This window comes from Caenimonas koreensis DSM 17982, assembly GCF_009646335.1.
In the GTDB taxonomy this organism is placed as follows: Bacteria; Pseudomonadota; Gammaproteobacteria; order Burkholderiales; family Burkholderiaceae_C; genus Ramlibacter; species Ramlibacter koreensis.
Genome location: NZ_WJBU01000004.1, coordinates 163,632 through 179,828, shown reverse-complemented (window position 1 = coordinate 179,828; position 16,197 = coordinate 163,632). Strand labels below are relative to the sequence as shown.

Annotated in this window: 16 protein-coding genes and 2 tRNA genes; 9 read left to right on the top strand and 9 right to left on the bottom strand. The window is 63.3% G+C overall.

Features of this window, described 5'->3' with window-relative positions:
• The first annotated feature begins 196 nt into the window (after positions 1–196).
• Both GHT07_RS05210 and GHT07_RS05205 read left to right on the top strand, forming a co-directional pair.
• On the top strand, positions 197–1,168 hold the full coding sequence (locus tag GHT07_RS05210; RefSeq protein ID WP_153584004.1) for a hypothetical protein: 972 nt from the start codon (positions 197–199) through the stop codon (positions 1,166–1,168).
• A gap of 84 nt (positions 1,169–1,252) precedes the next feature.
• Entirely contained in the window at positions 1,253–1,861 is a 609-nt protein-coding gene (locus GHT07_RS05205; protein ID WP_153584003.1) for a Crp/Fnr family transcriptional regulator, read from the top strand.
• Between the two features lie 51 nt (positions 1,862–1,912).
• On the opposite strand, the gene GHT07_RS05200 is transcribed toward GHT07_RS05205, so the two are convergent.
• From GHT07_RS05200 to GHT07_RS05190, 3 genes are all read right to left on the bottom strand, one after another.
• Positions 1,913–4,387, bottom strand: a complete 2,475-nt coding sequence (locus GHT07_RS05200; RefSeq protein ID WP_153584002.1) for a two-partner secretion domain-containing protein — start codon at positions 4,385–4,387, stop codon at positions 1,913–1,915.
• Between the two features lie 18 nt (positions 4,388–4,405).
• Positions 4,406–6,100, bottom strand: coding sequence for a ShlB/FhaC/HecB family hemolysin secretion/activation protein (locus GHT07_RS05195; protein WP_153584001.1), 1,695 nt, complete (start codon positions 6,098–6,100; stop codon positions 4,406–4,408).
• 178 nt (positions 6,101–6,278) lie between these two features.
• On the bottom strand, positions 6,279–7,133 hold the full coding sequence (locus GHT07_RS05190) for an alpha/beta hydrolase (protein ID WP_153584000.1): 855 nt from the start codon (positions 7,131–7,133) through the stop codon (positions 6,279–6,281).
• Between the two features lie 86 nt (positions 7,134–7,219).
• Here GHT07_RS05190 and GHT07_RS05185 point away from each other — a divergent pair, with 86 nt between their 5' ends.
• From GHT07_RS05185 to GHT07_RS05175, 3 genes are all read left to right on the top strand, one after another.
• Positions 7,220–8,599: an NAD(P)H-dependent oxidoreductase gene (locus tag GHT07_RS05185; protein WP_153583999.1), complete on the top strand. Its 1,380-nt coding sequence runs from the start codon at positions 7,220–7,222 to the stop codon at positions 8,597–8,599.
• A 55-nt stretch (positions 8,600–8,654) separates the two neighbouring features.
• Positions 8,655–8,730 (top strand) — tRNA-Ala (locus GHT07_RS05180).
• 21 nt (positions 8,731–8,751) lie between these two features.
• A tRNA-Lys gene (locus tag GHT07_RS05175) sits at positions 8,752–8,827 on the top strand.
• 68 nt (positions 8,828–8,895) lie between these two features.
• On the opposite strand, the gene GHT07_RS05170 is transcribed toward GHT07_RS05175, so the two are convergent.
• From GHT07_RS05170 to GHT07_RS05145, 6 genes are all read right to left on the bottom strand, one after another.
• Positions 8,896–9,207 carry a HigA family addiction module antitoxin gene (locus GHT07_RS05170; RefSeq protein WP_153583998.1) on the bottom strand — a complete coding sequence of 104 codons (312 nt, stop codon included), beginning with the start codon at positions 9,205–9,207 and terminating at the stop codon, positions 8,896–8,898.
• Between the two features lie 10 nt (positions 9,208–9,217).
• On the bottom strand, positions 9,218–9,496 hold the full coding sequence (locus tag GHT07_RS05165) for a type II toxin-antitoxin system RelE/ParE family toxin (protein ID WP_153583997.1): 279 nt from the start codon (positions 9,494–9,496) through the stop codon (positions 9,218–9,220).
• Between the two features lie 137 nt (positions 9,497–9,633).
• Complete coding sequence (locus GHT07_RS05160; RefSeq protein ID WP_153583996.1) at positions 9,634–10,086, bottom strand: DoxX family protein; 453 nt, start codon at positions 10,084–10,086, stop codon at positions 9,634–9,636.
• On the bottom strand, positions 10,083–10,847 hold the full coding sequence (locus GHT07_RS05155) for an HvfC/BufC N-terminal domain-containing protein (protein WP_153583995.1): 765 nt from the start codon (positions 10,845–10,847) through the stop codon (positions 10,083–10,085). Before GHT07_RS05155 ends, GHT07_RS05160 begins: the two co-directional genes overlap by 4 nt.
• On the bottom strand, positions 10,844–11,692 hold the full coding sequence (gene bufB / locus GHT07_RS05150) for an MNIO family bufferin maturase (protein WP_153583994.1): 849 nt from the start codon (positions 11,690–11,692) through the stop codon (positions 10,844–10,846). The genes GHT07_RS05155 and bufB overlap by 4 nt, the downstream gene beginning before the upstream one ends.
• A gap of 16 nt (positions 11,693–11,708) precedes the next feature.
• Positions 11,709–11,999: a BufA1 family periplasmic bufferin-type metallophore gene (locus GHT07_RS05145; protein ID WP_153583993.1), complete on the bottom strand. Its 291-nt coding sequence runs from the start codon at positions 11,997–11,999 to the stop codon at positions 11,709–11,711.
• Between the two features lie 144 nt (positions 12,000–12,143).
• On the opposite strand from GHT07_RS05145, the gene GHT07_RS05140 reads away from it, so the two are divergent.
• From GHT07_RS05140 to GHT07_RS05125, 4 genes are read left to right on the top strand one after another with little or no spacing between them, the layout of a single operon-like run.
• Positions 12,144–12,722 (top strand): sigma-70 family RNA polymerase sigma factor, encoded by a 579-nt coding sequence (locus GHT07_RS05140; protein WP_194792828.1) that lies wholly within the window; start codon positions 12,144–12,146, stop codon positions 12,720–12,722.
• A complete protein-coding gene (locus GHT07_RS05135) occupies positions 12,719–13,360 on the top strand; it encodes an NrsF family protein (RefSeq protein ID WP_194792827.1) in 642 nt (213 codons plus the stop codon). Before GHT07_RS05140 ends, GHT07_RS05135 begins: the two co-directional genes overlap by 4 nt.
• Before the next feature lie 47 nt (positions 13,361–13,407).
• Positions 13,408–14,040: a CDP-alcohol phosphatidyltransferase family protein gene (locus GHT07_RS05130; RefSeq protein ID WP_153583991.1), complete on the top strand. Its 633-nt coding sequence runs from the start codon at positions 13,408–13,410 to the stop codon at positions 14,038–14,040.
• Positions 14,037–16,184: an FAD-dependent oxidoreductase gene (locus GHT07_RS05125; protein WP_153583990.1), complete on the top strand. Its 2,148-nt coding sequence runs from the start codon at positions 14,037–14,039 to the stop codon at positions 16,182–16,184. Before GHT07_RS05130 ends, GHT07_RS05125 begins: the two co-directional genes overlap by 4 nt.
• The last annotated feature ends 13 nt before the right edge of the window (positions 16,185–16,197 follow it).

Sequence of the window (16,197 nt, the reverse complement as noted above, 5' to 3'; positions counted from 1 at the left end):
CACCAGGTCGTGCGTACATTCGTATAGATTGGCAAAGCGTGCGTTCAGTCGCACGATTCGTTCACTCCATACGAATGTTGCCAAGGTCATGCAAACCACACCTGGTCAAAGAGCCGCACGCCCCCACCAATCCACTGGCTACCAGGCCCATCTCTCGCGGACACCTGAGTACAAAGGCCAATGTTCGCAGGCACAAGTGAGCATCGCCCCTGCGTCATCACGGAGGTCGCCGCAACAAGCAGCGGGAATCGAGAGACCAAAGGTTCTTTCCACCGTTGTCCATGCATTGCGCACTGACCCGCACCTTGTGCGCACAGGCGATCAAATCGGTTGCGCTATTGCGGCCGAGTGCCATGAACAACCGCTGAACGCAGAGATGGTGGCCCAGTTGCTCGAGGGCGCGGTTCGATCTGGCGAGGAAATCGATTTCTTCCGCGAGATGATGTCGGATCCGCGATGCCCCCATGACGCCCAAATGGACTTCATGCTCGAAAACGGCGTACGCGACCAGTTGAGCAAGGAGGTCGCGCGAACAGTCGCGGAATTGCCTGTAGACAACCCGCACGTGACTGGGCATCTCGCCAAGGTGCTTGAGAACGAGCAAATCCACATCAAGAGGGCGGCGTACAACCGCGAAGACCGCCGCGATGGAAAGGCGTTTGTCGATGCAAGCCGATTTGCGGTCATGAGCACAGGGTTGGGTCACGTCGTCTCGGTTGCATGCGACGAGCCGGACTTTCTCTACGACCTGGTGCTCCGAGGATTCACCTACTTTCCGCCGGACCCGGATCAGCCGAACCTATCGCCCGACTGCATTGCTGACGCCACGGACCTGTTGCGGCGCGCCCAATCAGCCAGGAACACTGCACTAGTCATACAGCACAACCTCTTTGAGGGTGAAGACAGCTTGTACGAGCAAGGGCAAATGTTCGAATACATGCGCGACCTTGGATTCGGCGCTCTGACGTTTGTCCTGAAAGATGGCGTCAAAGCCACCGTCTTTGCGCCGGGTGAAACCTTGCCCACGCTGCGGCGACTGAAGCAAGAGCTCGGTGATGTCGTTGACCTTCAGCTTCCCAGGCATGGGTGCGCTCCTGCGCTGCCGCGCATAAATCCCCGATCGGCGGCTCAGCTACGCAAAGCGGCGCACAGGTCAACCGTGGAGTGACGGGCACTGGTCTTCGACCAGCTTCAACGCGAGCTGATGTAGCGGCGCGCGTTGCAACGTGTGCCAGCCACTACACTGGCCGCCATGAGCAATCGTGCCGTTGACGGCAAAGCGCGGCACACCCGGGGGCGGGAGCCGCAGCCCGCGCAGAACCACCTGCTTGCCGCCCTCTCACCCGAGGTGCAGGGCCGCCTGTTTCCTCACCTTGAACTGGCTGAGCTGCCATTGCGCTCGGTGATGTACGAGGCCGGGCGCGCCATGCGGCACGTTTACTTTCCGACGGACTCGATCATCTCGCTGCAGTACGTGATGGAAAACGGCGCGTCCACGGCAATCTCGGTGGTGGGCAACGAGGGCTTGCTTGGCATCACCTTGTACATGGGCGGCGAGAGCACGCCGAGCCGCTCGCTCGTTCAAAACCGGCTGACCATGACGCAGGAGTTCATCAGCCACATGCTGGGCGTGCGTCGCTCGGGCGTCAGCGTTGCGGCGGCGAAGCTTGAAAAGCTCGGCGTGATCGCCTACCAGCGCGGCCTGATCACCGTGCTCGACCGCAAGCGGCTGGAGGTGCTGAGCTGCGAGTGCTATGCCAGCGTCAAGCGCGAGACGGACCTGCTGCTGCACTACCTGCCGCAGCGGCAGATCGTGCAAGACCCGGCCGCCATCCCGACGGTGCAGCTGCCGCAGGCCTGAGCCAGCGGCAGACTGAAGGCCGCGCCCGCGGCGGTGGCCCCGCAATGCCCGTCAGTTGCGTGACGGCTTGGGCACGAGTGGTGCCGGCACGATGACCACCGGTGCGGGCACTGGCGTCGGCGCTGGCACAAAGACCACCTGCTCGGGCACGACGACGACGACCGTTTGCGGCACGTGTTCGCGCACCACGACAACGTCGGGCCACGTGCTGTCGAACGGCACCGTCACCACGGGCATGAGCGGGCGGACTGGCGGTGGTGTCGGTGCTGGCGTTGGCCCCGGTGTCGGCCCCGGTGTGGGTACTGGTGTCGGCGCAGACGTCGGGGCGGGCGTCGGTGCAGACGTAGGCGCTGGTGTCGGCCCGGGTGTCGGTGCTGGCGTCGGTGCTGGCGTCGGTGCTGGCGTCGGTGCGGGCGTCGGTGCGGGCGTCGGTGCGGGCGTCGGTGCAGGCGTCGGTGCAGGCGTCGGCGCGGGCGTCGGTGCAGGCGTCGGTGCAGGCGTCGGCGCGGGTGTCGGCGCGGGTGTCGGTGCAGGCGTCGGCGCAGGCGTCGGCGCAGGCGTCGGCGCAATGATCACGCCGGTGGTCTTTGCTACCGCCGGCCCGCAACATGCAACCGCCAATGCGTACTCAGCCGCTCGCGGCCCCGTGAGCGTGTAGCCCGAATACGTGATCGACTTGCCTGTGCCCACAACACTTGTGTCGAAGCTGGCCTGCGCACCCGGCCCGGCGACAAGACTCACGCCATCGGGCGAGCCAACCAGCCCGCTCAACGTGATCGCTGTCGTGCCATCGAACGTCTTGCTGCCGCCATCGGCGAACACCAGCATGTGCGAGTGCAGCGTGCCCGGAATCGACAGCACGAATTTGCCGGTGCCCATGTAGTCGGTGGGCGTCGTGTACGAAGTCGGGTTGTAGTAGATGTTCACCGGCGCATCAGTCGCATCAGCGCCTGTGACAGTCACGCTCGCCGGCGCACCAGTCATGTTGACCGTGCCGCTTCCGGTGCCGCCAGTGCCAGCGCTGAAGACGAGCCCGCGCTGCAGCCCCAGGCTGCGCAGCGGATCCGATGTGCCGTTGGTCAGCGTGATGGCGCCGCTCACCGTCACGTCGTTCGCAGCGCACATCGTGATGTTGCCGTTCGTCACAGTGATCGGCGCTGAGGCGCTGACGTTGCGGCCCGCGCTCAGCAGCAAGCTGCCGCGCGTGATGTTCATCGTTGCGCCGATCGTGATGTCGCGGCCACAGCAAATTTCCAGGTTGCCGTCCACCGCCGTGATGGTCGCGCCAGGCTTGACGATCACGTCGCGAAACGCATTCATGGTCAGCGTGGTCGGGCTCGTGCCGGGCACAGCCGTCCAGCTGATCGCCTCGTTCACCAGAATGTCGCCGTTGATGCCGGCGCTGCCGTCGGCCGTCTTGATCGTGACGTTGCTGGAAGTGAGCGTCATGCTCAATGCCGCGCCCGTGATGTCGCCACCAGCGCCAATGGTGAAGTCGAACGGATCAATGAGCCAGTTGCCAGTCTGCCCGCTCGCCGCGGCGGTCGTGATGTGGGCCGACGGCATCACAGTGACCTTGGCTGCAGACGTTTCGATGAAGCCGCCCTTGCCGCCATCAGGCGCGCTGGCGTCAAGCGTGCCTGCAATGTTCACCGTGCCCGATTGCATGTCGCCCAGCAGCACGATGCGCCCGTCGCGGTTTTCAACTGTGCGGGCTTGCACCACGCCGGTGTTGTTGACAACGGTGGACAGCAAGCTGCCCCCCGCCTGCGTCGTCATCAACGCAAAGCCGCCGTCAGCGCGAATCACGCCGCCGTTTTGCACCAGCGCATCGACAGCGCCACGGTCCACCACGACGTTCAGCAACTTGTCGCCAGCCATGTCGAGCGTGATCGCGTCGCCACCTGCCAGCGCCACCGTGCCCATGCGCGCAGACACCGTGCCCTCATTGCGCACGTTGGCACCCAGCAGGGCCACGTAGCCGCCGTCGGCGGCCGTGATGGTGCCCTCATTCACCACGGTGCCAATGCCTGCGCCGGCAAAGCGGTAGCGGCCCGCCATGAAGTCCGCATCGGCGATACCCAGCGTCGATGCGACAAGGCTGCCCACATTCACCGATGCGCCCGCACCGAACAGGATGCCGTTCGGGTTGACGAGAAACACTTTTCCGTTCGACGTGAGGTTGCCGAAAATCGCCGACGGGTCAGGCCCGAGCACGCGGTTGAGCGCAACGGAATTCGCACCCGGCTGCACGAAGCGCACCGTCTCGCCGGCGCTGATGCCAAAGCTCAGCCAGTTCAGCACCGCGTTGGGCGTGGCTTGCTGGATGGTGGTGGTGGTGCCGTTGGTGGAAATGGTTGCCGCACCGGCTGCAACCGTGCCGCCAGCAGGTGCTGCATGCACGAGCTGGCCCACGGCCATGAAAGCGAGTGCGACGGCAACCGCGAGCGGATGCCGTGAAAAGCCACGTGAAAAGCTGCGTGACTGAACACGCGCCGTCTGGCGAAGGGTATGTTGGCGATTCATGAGGTCTCCCTGATCTTTTTAGAAGTACTTGACCAGCTGGAAGTAAAAGCGCCCGGCGCGATCCGAATACGGTGGCGCGGCCTTGCCACCGAGCGTGTGCGCGTAATAGGCGCGCACCAGGAAGTTGCCCGGATCGCTCCAGTTCACGCCCACACCTGCACCGCTGAGCGTGCGGTGATTGCTGCCAGCTACCCACGGGCTGTGGTCAATGGTCACGCTGGCCGCATCGACAAAGCCGACCAGCTGCATGTACCCCGGCAGCGAAGTGAATCGCGGCAAGTCGTCGCGCAATTCAAGACTGACCAGCACGCCTTCATCGGCATACGCCTGGCCTTCCGAATAAGCACGGACACCACCGGTGCCGCCGAGCACCAGCTTTTCTGACGAGTCCAGGTTTTTGGAGGCGAGCTGCCCGCCGATGGAGCCGTAGATCGAGAGCGGCCCGCTGCCCAAGCGCTGCGTGCGGGTGGCATTCAGAACGATCTTGCTGAAGCCGCCGTTCGCCCGTGCGGTCAATGCGTCGGCAGCGCGCGCCGATGGCGTCTCGATGTCGAGCGAGCCCGCTGACAGGCCCGCGAAGTAGGTCGTGTAGCCACCGCCTTCAGCGTCAGTGCGGTCTCCAAATACGCTGGCCGTGAGCACGCGCGACTTGCGGTCAATCTCACTGCCGGTCGCATCGATACGGTCGTTGAACGTCTTCCAGTCAAAGCCGAGCTGTGCATACATGTTGCTGTTGCGCGAACGCATGAGCGGATAGCGGCCAAACACGCTGGCCACTCGCGCCGTGCCGTGCGCACCCAGCGGCGCGAACTCTTCACCCAACTCGTAGCCGAGCCAGCTGTAGGCCACGCCCACCTGGCCACGGCCAAGCTGCCGCTGCCACGAGGCGCGTGCGTACTGCAATCCGTGGCCCGAGGTGAGCAGCCGCAGGCTCGCAACATCGCCCAGGCCCAGCGGCTCATTCACGTTCACCGTCGCGCCAATGCGATAGCGGCCAGTGAAGCGGCTGCCGCCGTTGTCGATGTCGATGCTGCCGTTCACGCGTGCGCCTGGCGACACTTCCACAAGCAGGTCCGACGTGCCAGCCACAGCGCCCGGCGCCAGCGTGGAGTTCAGCGTGATGCCGGGCAAGTCGGACAGCAGCAACAAATGGCGCTCAAGTGGCTCAGCCAGGATCAGGTCGCCCCGGTTTACGCCATCGAGCGCACCCTGCGCAATGCTGTCTGACAGATTCGTGTTGTTGCGCAGCGCGATGGCACCATAGCGGCCCTCGCTCACGGCGATGTGAACAGCACCATCCTTGATCTCCTGCGCCGGCACATACGCATGCGCTGCGAAGTAGCCGTTGCGGCGATACAGCCCGGTGATCTTTTCAGCCATGGCCTGCAACTGCGACAGCGTCAGTTCAGAGCCCGCAACGAATCCCGTCAACTCGACCAGCGCCGGTTCGGTAAAGGCCGTGCTGCCAGTCACGCGCAATGACTGCACGCGCAGCTTGACCTCATCAGAAGTGACCGGCGTTGAAGCCGTGCGTTCCTCGATGCGCATTTGCGGCGCGGTGCGCGGCTGCACGGGTGCAGCGGGAATCTGGAGCAACTGGCTGCCTGCACCGGGCGGTTGTTGCGCAGCGGCGACCTGGCAAAAGGCAAGCGCCGCCAATGACAAATTGCCTCGAAGCACCCAGCGCTGCCTGCGCGTGCGAACAATAAACATCTTCACCTCCCTGGCGGTATCCCCGACACATCAAGGCTCTGGACGCTCCAGAGCTTGTGAGTCGGGTGAGTAGCAAGAGAGTGCGCGAACCTGAACTGCCGGTCTGTACGGTAGCGCACATCACGGCGCAGGCCGTGTCCTACGCCGTGTCAGACACGGGCTTGCCGCGCGTTCGCAATCAGCCGTTGATCAGTTGCATGGCCTGCTGGTGCAGGCGATGTTCGGGCTCAACCAGTGCATCGAGCGCAGTGAAGTGATTGCGGTTGGGTAACAGTTCGCACACCGGCACACGATCGTCACCCCACGCAGTGCGGATGAGCTGGTTTTGCCGGTGATATTCAAGGCTTTCATCAGCGCCGCACACCGTGATGAGCTTGCCGCTCGCCGGTGGCGGCAGCAACGCCGGGCTCGCCTTGCGAACCTGCTCGCGCGTGAGGTGCAGCGTCGATTGAAGAAACGGCGCACGCATGATCGGATCAAGATCGTGCAAGCCCGACACTGCGATGGCACCCTTGACCACATCGCCGGCCAAGTCGCGGCCATACACACGCCAGAGGCACGCCATCATCATTGCGGCGAGGTGCCCGCCTGCTGAATGCCCCGCCACGGTGATGCGATTCGGATCGCCCCCGTAGCGTGCAATGTGCCGCCACGTCCACGCGACGGCATGAACCATCTGCATCACGATCTGCGGCACCGTCACCGCCGGTGCGAGCGCGTAGTTGGGAATGACCACGCACACGCCTTGCTTGACGAACGGCGGCGCAACAAAGAGGTGGTCGCGCTTGTCGAGCGCGCGCCAGTAGCCGCCGTGAATGAAGATAAGCACCGGCGCGTCGCGGTCGCCGCCGTGGAAGATGTCGAGGTGCTCGTTCTGGCCGCCGCCGTATCGCACATCAAGCTCGCGGTCGAGCGAACGCATCGCGTCGGCCGATGCACTGGCCCAGCGGCGAAAGTGCTCGGGGTATTCAGGCACCAGTGCGCGGTTGTTGTACATCGCGTCGTGCCAGGCGCCGTCTTTGGGTTGTGTCATTGCAGCCTCGTCGTGTTTCATGCGATCTTGTCACAGGGCGGACAAGCCAGCTTGCGATGGCGCGCCAAACCTTTTACCGTTGGCGCATGAGCCTTCACACCCAACTCCTGCAACGCGCCGCCGACCACCAGCCCATTCGCGTCGGCCTGATCGGCGCGGGCAAATTCGGTTCGATGTACCTCGCGCAGATCCCGCGCACACCCGGCGTGCACCTGGTGGGCATCGCCGATCTTTCACCCGACGGCGCGCGCACCAACCTCGCGCGAGTGGGATGGAAGCCGGAGCAGACAACAGCCACCTCGCTCGAAGACGCAATCAAGCAAGGCACCACACACATCAGTGAAGACTGGCGTGCGCTGGTTGCACACCCGGCGATCGACGTGATCGTCGAATGTACGGGGCACCCGATTGCGGCCGTCGACCATTGCCTTGAAGCGTTTGCGAATGGCAAACACGTCGTGAACGTCACGGTGGAGGCCGACGCATTCTGCGGCCCGCTGCTCGCACGCAAGGCGAAGCAGGCAGGCGTGATCTATTCGCTGGCCTTCGGCGACCAGCCTGCGCTGATCTGCGACCTGGTCGATTGGGCGCGCACCTGCGGCTTTCCGGTGGTGGCGGCGGGCCGCGGCCACAAGTGGCTGCCGCACTTTTGCGAATCGACACCGCTGACCGTGTGGGGCTACTACGGCCTCACGCCCGAGCAGGCGCAGCGCGGCGGCCTCAACCCGAAAATGTTCAACAGCTTTCTGGATGGATCGAAGCCATCGATTGAGAGCACGGCCGTAGCCAACGCAACCGGCCTCACAGTGCCGAGCAACGGCCTGCTCTACCCGCCTGCCAGCGTCGAAGACATTCCGTTTGTCACGCGGCCCATCAGCGAAGGCGGCGTGCTCGAGCGCAAAGGCATGGTCGAAGTGATCTCGTCACTGGAGACGAACGGCCGCAAGATTCCGTATGACATCCGCATGGGCGTGTGGGTCACCGTTGAAGCAGAGACGGAGTACATCAAGAACTGCTTCGAGGAATACAACGCGCACACCGACCCGAGCGGGCGCTACTTCACGCTCTACAAGCGCTGGCATCTGATCGGGCTGGAAGTGGGCATGTCGGTCGCGAGCGTCGCGTTGCGCGGCGAAGCCACCGGCGTTGCAACCTGCTGGAACGCCGATGTGGTTGCCACCGCAAAGAAAGACCTGGTGCCCGGCGACATGCTGGATGGCGAAGGCGGCTACACCGTGTGGGGCAAGTTGTTGCCCGCAGACAAGTCAGCAGCCATTGGCGGATTGCCGTTGGGCCTGGCGCATGACGTGAAAGTGACGCGAGCCGTGCGCAAGGGCCAGAGCCTCACATGGGCTGATGTGGCGATGGACACGGGCACCCACGCGTACAAGATCCGCAAGGAGATGGAGGCGATGTTTGCGCATAGCAGCACGGCGTTGGAAAAGCGGTCTGCAGTTTTGGCATAATCCAGCTCTGCCTTCTCGGCGTTGCGCGCATCTTTGATAGAATTCGCGCAGCTGTGGGGGGGTAGCTCAGCTGGGAGAGCGTCGCGTTCGCAATGCGAAGGTCGGGAGTTCGATCCTCCTCCTCTCCACCACAGCAACAAATTGATTTCAGTGGGCTCTTAGCTCAGTTGGTAGAGCAGCGGACTCTTAATCCGTAGGTCGAGTGTTCGAGTCACTCAGGGCCCACCACTGAATCCCGAAAGGGACTTTGAAAAGCCTGCTACCTGTGATGGGTAGCAGGCTTTTTTCATTGCAGTTCAGGCAGGCACCAATGCCCGCTTCACGCGTAGCGGCCGCGCCTTCAGCCCCTTGCGGGCCTGCCATTCGTCGTAAGCGCTTTGCTCCGCCAGCCAAAGATGGGCCGCGCCGCCGTTTTCCACACCGAGCCATGCCTCCAGGCGCAGCGCCATCTCAGGCGAGATCGCGGCCCGCCCATTGAGCACACGCGACAGCGCCACTCGCGTGACGCCAAGTTGCGCAGCTGCGTCAGTCACGCTGAGCCCCAATGCAGGCAACACGTCATCGCGCAGCGTGAGGCCGGGATGCGGGGGATTGAACATTTGTGCCATCGCTACTCCTTCAGTGATAGTCCTGGTAGTCAACCAGGACGGCATCGCCGTTCTCGAATGTGAAGGTCATGCGCCAGTTTCCACTGACCCACACGGCCCAGTGACCCCTCAAGTTTCCCTTCAGGGAATGCAACTTCCAGCCCGGCACGTTCATGTCCTGAGGGGCACGCGCAACATTCAAGCGCCTGAGCTGACCGCCCAGACGCGCAACATGATTTGCCTGAATACCTGCTTTCGTGCCGGTCTCGAAGAAGGCTTGCACCCCTTTGTGTCGCCACGTCTTGATCATATCCAGATTGTATACCGTTGCTTTACGGTGCTCGATTTGCCTTTGTGCCAGCCAGGTCTTCTCTCGCAGGCAAAAGAGCAGCGGACTCTTAAGCCGTAGGTCGCGTGCTCGAACCATTCGAGGCCACAGCCCGGCGATCAAGCCAGCTTGAGTGCTTTGTCCAGCGACAGCGCACCTGCACCGCGGCCAACAAGGTAGAGCAGCAACGCCGCCCACGACAGGTGCGTGGGCCAGGCGTCCGGATAGACGAACAACTGGATTGTCAATGTCATTCCCAGCAGTGCCAGCGCAGACAGTCGGGTCATGAGTCCGAGGACCAACAGGAGCGGAAACACATGCTCTGCGTAGGCCGCCACATGCGCTGCGACTTCTGGTGGGATGAGGGGCAATTTGTATTCGCTGCGGAATAGTTCGTACGCACCGTCTGTGATGTGCAAGAAGCCATCAACTTTCGTGCGGCCTGAAAGAAAGAAAATGGCCGCGATCGAGACTCGTGCAGTCAGCGCCAGCAGATCGTGTCCGATCCATCGCGACAGAAAGCCGGCCGTTGCACTCCAGTGGTCTGCGAACTTGTTCGTTGGATGATTCATGTAGGTCTCGTTTCGTTCGGATGCGCAGCTGTCAAGGCACCTGACGACAACAAATGCGCCAGCAGTGCAGCGATGTCGACACTGGCATCAACGTCCAGCGCAGCGCCTGCGGCCTCAGCCAGCAGGCAGCCCTGTGCACATGCGTCGAGAAAGGCAGCGCCGGAACGCTCAAGGGCCTGCCAGGTCACGGCGTCGACGGGCCGGGTCAGCAAGGCGCCTTCACCTCGCCAGACGATCTCTTGCGTGCTGTCGATGCCGGCGCGATTGGTCGCCCAGATCGAATAGATCGGCAAATCGTCGAAAACGCGCCAGCGCGCGGCCGGATGCGGTCGCAGGCACACACAGCCGAGTTCATCCGGCGACAAGGTCGCCAACCACGCGGCATCGACCGCGACCGCATCCGCTGCGGTATGCGCTTCGATCCACAGCCAGTCCAGCCGCGCTACACCCCCAAGATAGGGAAAGTCGCGCGCAGGCTCGAACCCGGCAAGAAAGTCGGCGAACGCCGATCCGTACATCAACAGTCGACCGTCATCCGGCGGTTGGGCCCGAGCGAATGTTGCGGCGGCGGCTCGAAACCACTCGACGCCGACGAGCCTGACCACACTCGGAAAGTTCGCCTGCAGGGCGTCGACGCAGCCGCTCATCACCGTGTTGCGATATACCGCGAATGCAGGCTGCACCGCCAGCTCACACGTTGCATCCAGGTCGAACAACGCATTGGCAAAGCGTGACTGAAAGCCGGCCAGCGCGCCGTTCATGTGGGCTGCTCGATCGGTTCGGCGACCCGGCGCAACTCGGCCGTGGCCATCTCGCACTCACCGAGCAATGCGTTGAATGTGGGGACGTTGCCGTCGCGCTCGATCAGCGTTGGCCGGGGGCCAATGCGCTCGACCAGATGCCGATACAGCTCCCACACATCGGGTGCAATCGGTGCGTCGTGCGAGTCGATCAGCAAAGCATGACCCAGCGCAGGATCCTCTGTGTGGCCGGCCAGATGAATTTCCTGGATGCTTGCGGCCGGAAAACGATCGAGGTAGGCGAACGCATCAAACCCGAGATTGCGCGACGAGACGAACACGTTGTTCACATCGAGCAGCAAGCTGCATCCGGTGCGGCGAACCAGCTCCTGCAGAAACTCGATTTCATCCCACTCGTGGCCGTCGATGCGCAGATAGTGAGACGGGTTCTCGATAGCCACTGTGCGGCCGAGTGCAGATTGCGTCTGGTCGATGTTCAACACGATGCGGCGCAACGCTTCGTTGCTGCGTGGGAACGGCAGCAGGTCGGGAACGTTGATTCCGTTCCACGCCGACCAGGCCAGGTGCTCCGACACGAGCGCCGGCTCGACGCGCCGCACCAGTGCAGACAGGCGCTTCAGATGTGCCACATCGAGCGGGGCGTCACCCGCGAGCGACATCGACACACCATGCAGCGACAGCGGGTGCACAGCGCGAATGGCCTCCAGAAGCCGCAAGCGCGGACCGCCTGCGACCAGGTAATTCTCGGCGTGCACCTCGAACCACATGCCCTGCGACGTGCAGGCAAGCGCGGCGTCGAAGTGCTCGGGCTTGAGGCCCAGGCCGCACAGCATGTGGGAGTTCATGGCCGCACGCGTCGGATCAGGACTTGATTTCCGTCAACGATCCGGTGCCTTTGGGGGTCTTCATGGTTGTGCAGGTTCCGGCCGGCACGTTCTTCCAGGCATTGCCTTGGTAGTCGGTCTTGGAGGTACCTGCGCATGTCGTGCCGGCGCCTGCCTTGCAGTCGTTCTTGCCTGCCAAGGCTACGCCGTAGCACTTTTCCATGCTGGCCATCATCTTGTCGCCCATAGGCTTGGTGTCCTGGGCCATGGCTGCGCCTGCGGCTAGTGCGGAGAGTGTGAGTGCGGTAATTGCAATGGAACGGTTCATGATTTGGTGACTCCAGTGATTGATGAAAAGAACCTGCCACATGGCGCGGTCGAAGGTAATTCGGCAACTGAAGCCCGCCGGTTACAGCACAGCGCACAATTCGCCAACTTATTTTTTTCCGATCGGCTGTAACCGTCCGACCTGATGACGCGAACTACAGAAGCAACGCCATCCCGGCCAGGCGACATGGAGGCAGAACTGCACGGCTTGTTCCTTCGTGGACTGGCCGGCGATCACGCCGCGTATCAGGTCTTCCTGCAAAAGCTCAGCGCGCACTTGCGTGCGTTTTTGCGCAGGCGCCTGTTCGGCTGGCCCGATGAAGTTGAAGACCTTGTCCAGGAATGCCTGCTCGCCATGCACAACAAGCGCCACACGTACCAAAGCGATCAACCGCTGACGGCGTGGGTGCATGCGATCGCCCGCTACAAGTTGATCGACCTGCTGCGATCAAAGTCCGCGCACGAAGCGCTGCATGATCCGCTCGATGACGATCTGGCTGTGTTTGCCGAATCCAGCAACGATGCCAGCGACGCACGCCGTGACCTGTCCGGCTTGCTCGAGACCCTGCCCGACCGGCAACGCCAACCCATCGAATGCGTCAAGCTCATGGGCCTGTCGGTGACCGAGGCAGCAGCCCAATTGGGCATGTCGGAGTCCGCCGTCAAGGTGGGCATCCATCGCGGCTTGAAGGCGCTTGGCAAACGCGCAGGGAACACATCATGAAAACCGATGACCTGATTTCACTGCTGGCTGCAGACACCGCAGCCGTGCCCCGTCGCGCGGCGTCGAGGCAAATCGCGATCGCGATGGCGGCCGGCATTCCACTGGCAATCCTTGCGATGCTTGTGACGATGGGGGCACGAGTCGACTTGCCACAGGCGATCCACGTTCCGATTTTCTGGTTGAAAGTACTGTTCCCCGCTGCAGTGGCGTGCGCGGCATTCGCGACGCTGTCCCGGCTTGCGCGTCCTGGCGTCAGCGCCCGGTCTGGCATGTGGGCCATCGCGGGGCTAGTCGTGCTTTTGTGGCTTATGGCGATTGCTGCGTACGCCGGTGCGCCATCGCCGGAGCGCGCCGCGATGGTGTGGGGCCAGAGCTGGCAGACCTGCACGTTGAGCGTCCTGATGCTCTCGGTGCCAATCTTCGTCGCAGCATTTCTCGCAGTGCGTCAATTGGCACCTACGCGGCTCACGCACGCCGGTGCCTGCGCCGGCTTGCTGAGCGGCGCGGCAGCAGCGTCGATCTACGCTTTTCATTGCCCGGAGTCGGCGCTGCCGTTCATGGCCATCTGGTATGTCGCGGGCATCGCAGCCGCAGCGGGCATAGGGGCCGCGTTGGGTCCGCGGCTGCTCAGGTGGTGATGCTCGCATGACTCGAAACAGACCGTCATGATGGACCCGCACCGACCATGATCGATCGCCAGACGACCGCACTCATCCGCCCCGCCCTCGAAATCGCCGCGCGCCATCTCGTGCGCCGTGGTGTCAGCGCCGACGCATTGACCTTCACCGGCCTGGCCATCGGCTGGGCCGCTGCGGGAGCGATTGCGATGCAGTCGTTCTGGCTGGGGGCAGCACTGATCGTCGTCTCGCGACTTGCGGACGGACTCGACGGCGCAGTCGCACGTGCCACAACGCCGACAGACCGCGGCGGCTTTCTCGACATCAGCCTCGACTTCCTGTTCTATCCGTCCATACCGCTCGCGTTCGCGATTGCCAACCCCGCCAGCAATGCGCTTGCAGCCGCCGTGTTGCTCGCTGCGTTTGTCGGCACGGGCACGTGCTTTCTCGCGTTCGCCACGATCGCCGCCAAACGCGGGCTGGCCAGCGTCGATTACCCGGACAAGTCGTTCTACTTTCTCGGCGGCCTGACCGAAGCCACCGAAACGCTCGCGTTCTTCATCGCGATGTGCGTGTGGGCTCAGCACTTTGCGTGGCTCGCACTTGCCTTTGCCGCGATGTGTGCAGTGACGATCGTCACGCGCATTTTCTGGGGCTGGAAAGCTTTCCGTCCGCAAACGCAACCTGGAATTGAGCCATGAGCACTGGCAAGCGTTGGGGCGTGCTGGCCGTGCTGGCGCTGGGCGTTGGCACGTTCTTCGCGCTCGGGCTCGGGCGCTACCTGAGCCTGGAGTTCATCAAGAGCCAGCAAGGCCAGCTCGAAGCATGGCGAGCCGCCAACCCGTTGGTGGCGGCGCTGACCTTCTTTGGCATCTACATCGGCGTGACGGCGCTCTCGCTGCCCGGCGCCACCATCCTGACGCTCGCCGCCGGTGCGATCTTCGGTCTCGGCTGGGGCAGCCTCATTGCTTCGTTTGCTGCATCGATCGGCGCGACGCTCGCGTTCCTGGTGTCGCGCCTGGTCTTGCGCGACTGGGTGCAGGCCCGCTTCGGCGAACGGCTCGCTGCGATCAACGAGGGCGTGCGCAAAGACGGCGCGTTCTACCTCTTCACGCTGCGCGTCGTTCCGCTGTTCCCGTTTTTCCTGATCAACCTCGCGATGGGCGTCACGCACATTCGTGTGCTGACGTTTTACTGGGTCAGCCAGATCGGGATGTTGCTCGGCACGCTTGTCTATGTGAACGCTGGCACGCAGCTCGCACGAATCGACAAGCTCGCCGATGTGGCATCGCCAGCGGTGCTTGTCTCGCTGGCGATGCTGGGACTGTTTCCGTTGATCGCAAAGAAAGGCATGGATGCCTTCAGGGCGCGCAAAGCGACTCGCCACTGGAAGAAGCCGGCCCGCTTCGACACCAATCTGGTAGTCATTGGCGGCGGGTCGGCCGGCCTCGTCACTGCCTACATCGCCGCCGCCGTCAAAGCCAAAGTCACTCTGGTCGAAAGACACCAGCTCGGTGGCGACTGCCTGAATACCGGATGCGTTCCGTCGAAGGCGTTGATCCGCACCGCGAGACTGCTTTCGCTCGTGAAGCGGGCCCCTGAATTTGGCGTGCGCGCGGCCCATGCCGACTTCGACTTCGCCGACGCGATGGAGCGCGTGCAACGCGTCATTCAGGCGATCGCTCCGCACGACTCGGCCGAGCGCTACACCTCGCTCGGTGTCGACGTGGTCATGGGCAACGCTCTCATCGTCTCGCCGTGGGAGGTCGAGGTGACCCAGGCCAACGGCGACGTTCGGCGCTTGACCACGCGCAGCATCGTGATTGCCACCGGCGCGCGCCCGTTCATACCGCCGATTCCCGGCATCGAGCAGGTCGAAGTGCTCACCTGCGAGAACGTCTGGAACCTGAGGCAGCGGCCCGGGCGGCTCGTCGTGCTGGGCGGCGGCCCGATCGGCAGCGAACTCGCGCAAACCTTTGCGCGCCTCGGCTCGCAGGTGACGCAGGTGGAAATGGCGCCGCGCCTGCTGATGCGCGAGGACGTGGACGCTTCGGAGTTGGTCACGGCACGGTTTCGCAGCGAAGGCATCGACGTGCGCGTGAATCACACGGCCAAGCGTATCGAGGTCGTCGACGGCGAAAAAGTGCTGGTCGCCGAACACGGGCAGCGCGAGGTACGCATTGCGTTCGATGCGTTGCTGGTCGCCGTCGGCCGCACTGCCAATCTGAAGGGATTCGGGCTGGAGGAGCTGGGTGTCGCCACCGGCCGCACGGTCGAAGTGAATGCGTATCTTCAAACGAACTTTCCGAATATCTACGCGGCTGGCGATGTGGCCGGGCCATACCAGTTCACGCACACAGCAGCGCACCAGGCCTGGTATGCCGCAGTCAACGCGCTGTTCGATCCATTCAAGAAGTTCCGCGCTGATTACCGCGTGATTCCCTGGACAACATTTGTCGATCCTGAGGTCGCGCGTGTGGGCCTGAACGAGCTGGAAGCGAAAGAACAAAACATCGCGTGCGAGGTCACGGTCTATCACCTCAACGATCTGGACCGTGCCATCGCCGATGGCGAAACACAGGGATTCGTCAAAGTGCTGACGGTGCCCGGCAAGGACCGCATCCTTGGCGCCACCATCGTCGGCGAACACGCGGGCGACCTGCTGGCCGAGTTCGTTCTGGCGATGAAGCACGGCATCGGCCTGAACAAGATTCTCGGCACGATCCACACGTACCCCACCATGGCCGAGGCCAGCAAGTACGTGGCCGGCAACTGGAAGCGTGCCCATGCGCCGCAGCGCTTGCTGGCGTGGGTCGAGCGCTTTCATGCATGGCGCCGGCGGTGAAGCGCGACGCCGC

Bases quoted from the DNA above. Each gene is read 5' to 3' on its own strand.
- GHT07_RS05185 (WP_153583999.1), top strand. From the start codon at position 7,220: ATGAGCCTTCACACCCAACTCCTGCAACGCGCCGCCGACCACCAGCCC.
- GHT07_RS05200 (WP_153584002.1), bottom strand. From the start codon at position 4,387: ATGAATCGCCAACATACCCTTCGCCAGACGGCGCGTGTTCAGTCACGC.
- GHT07_RS05190 (WP_153584000.1), bottom strand. From the start codon at position 7,133: ATGACACAACCCAAAGACGGCGCCTGGCACGACGCGATGTACAACAAC.
- GHT07_RS05140 (WP_194792828.1), top strand. From the start codon at position 12,144: ATGACGCGAACTACAGAAGCAACGCCATCCCGGCCAGGCGACATGGAG.
- GHT07_RS05145 (WP_153583993.1), bottom strand. From the start codon at position 11,999: ATGAACCGTTCCATTGCAATTACCGCACTCACACTCTCCGCACTAGCC.
- GHT07_RS05160 (WP_153583996.1), bottom strand. From the start codon at position 10,086: ATGAATCATCCAACGAACAAGTTCGCAGACCACTGGAGTGCAACGGCC.
- GHT07_RS05130 (WP_153583991.1), top strand. From the start codon at position 13,408: ATGATCGATCGCCAGACGACCGCACTCATCCGCCCCGCCCTCGAAATC.
- GHT07_RS05205 (WP_153584003.1), top strand. From the start codon at position 1,253: ATGAGCAATCGTGCCGTTGACGGCAAAGCGCGGCACACCCGGGGGCGG.
- GHT07_RS05170 (WP_153583998.1), bottom strand. From the start codon at position 9,207: ATGGCACAAATGTTCAATCCCCCGCATCCCGGCCTCACGCTGCGCGAT.
- GHT07_RS05165 (WP_153583997.1), bottom strand. From the start codon at position 9,496: ATGATCAAGACGTGGCGACACAAAGGGGTGCAAGCCTTCTTCGAGACC.
- GHT07_RS05155 (WP_153583995.1), bottom strand. From the start codon at position 10,847: ATGAACGGCGCGCTGGCCGGCTTTCAGTCACGCTTTGCCAATGCGTTG.
- GHT07_RS05195 (WP_153584001.1), bottom strand. From the start codon at position 6,100: ATGTTTATTGTTCGCACGCGCAGGCAGCGCTGGGTGCTTCGAGGCAAT.
- GHT07_RS05125 (WP_153583990.1), top strand. From the start codon at position 14,037: ATGAGCACTGGCAAGCGTTGGGGCGTGCTGGCCGTGCTGGCGCTGGGC.
- GHT07_RS05135 (WP_194792827.1), top strand. From the start codon at position 12,719: ATGAAAACCGATGACCTGATTTCACTGCTGGCTGCAGACACCGCAGCC.
- bufB (WP_153583994.1), bottom strand. From the start codon at position 11,692: ATGAACTCCCACATGCTGTGCGGCCTGGGCCTCAAGCCCGAGCACTTC.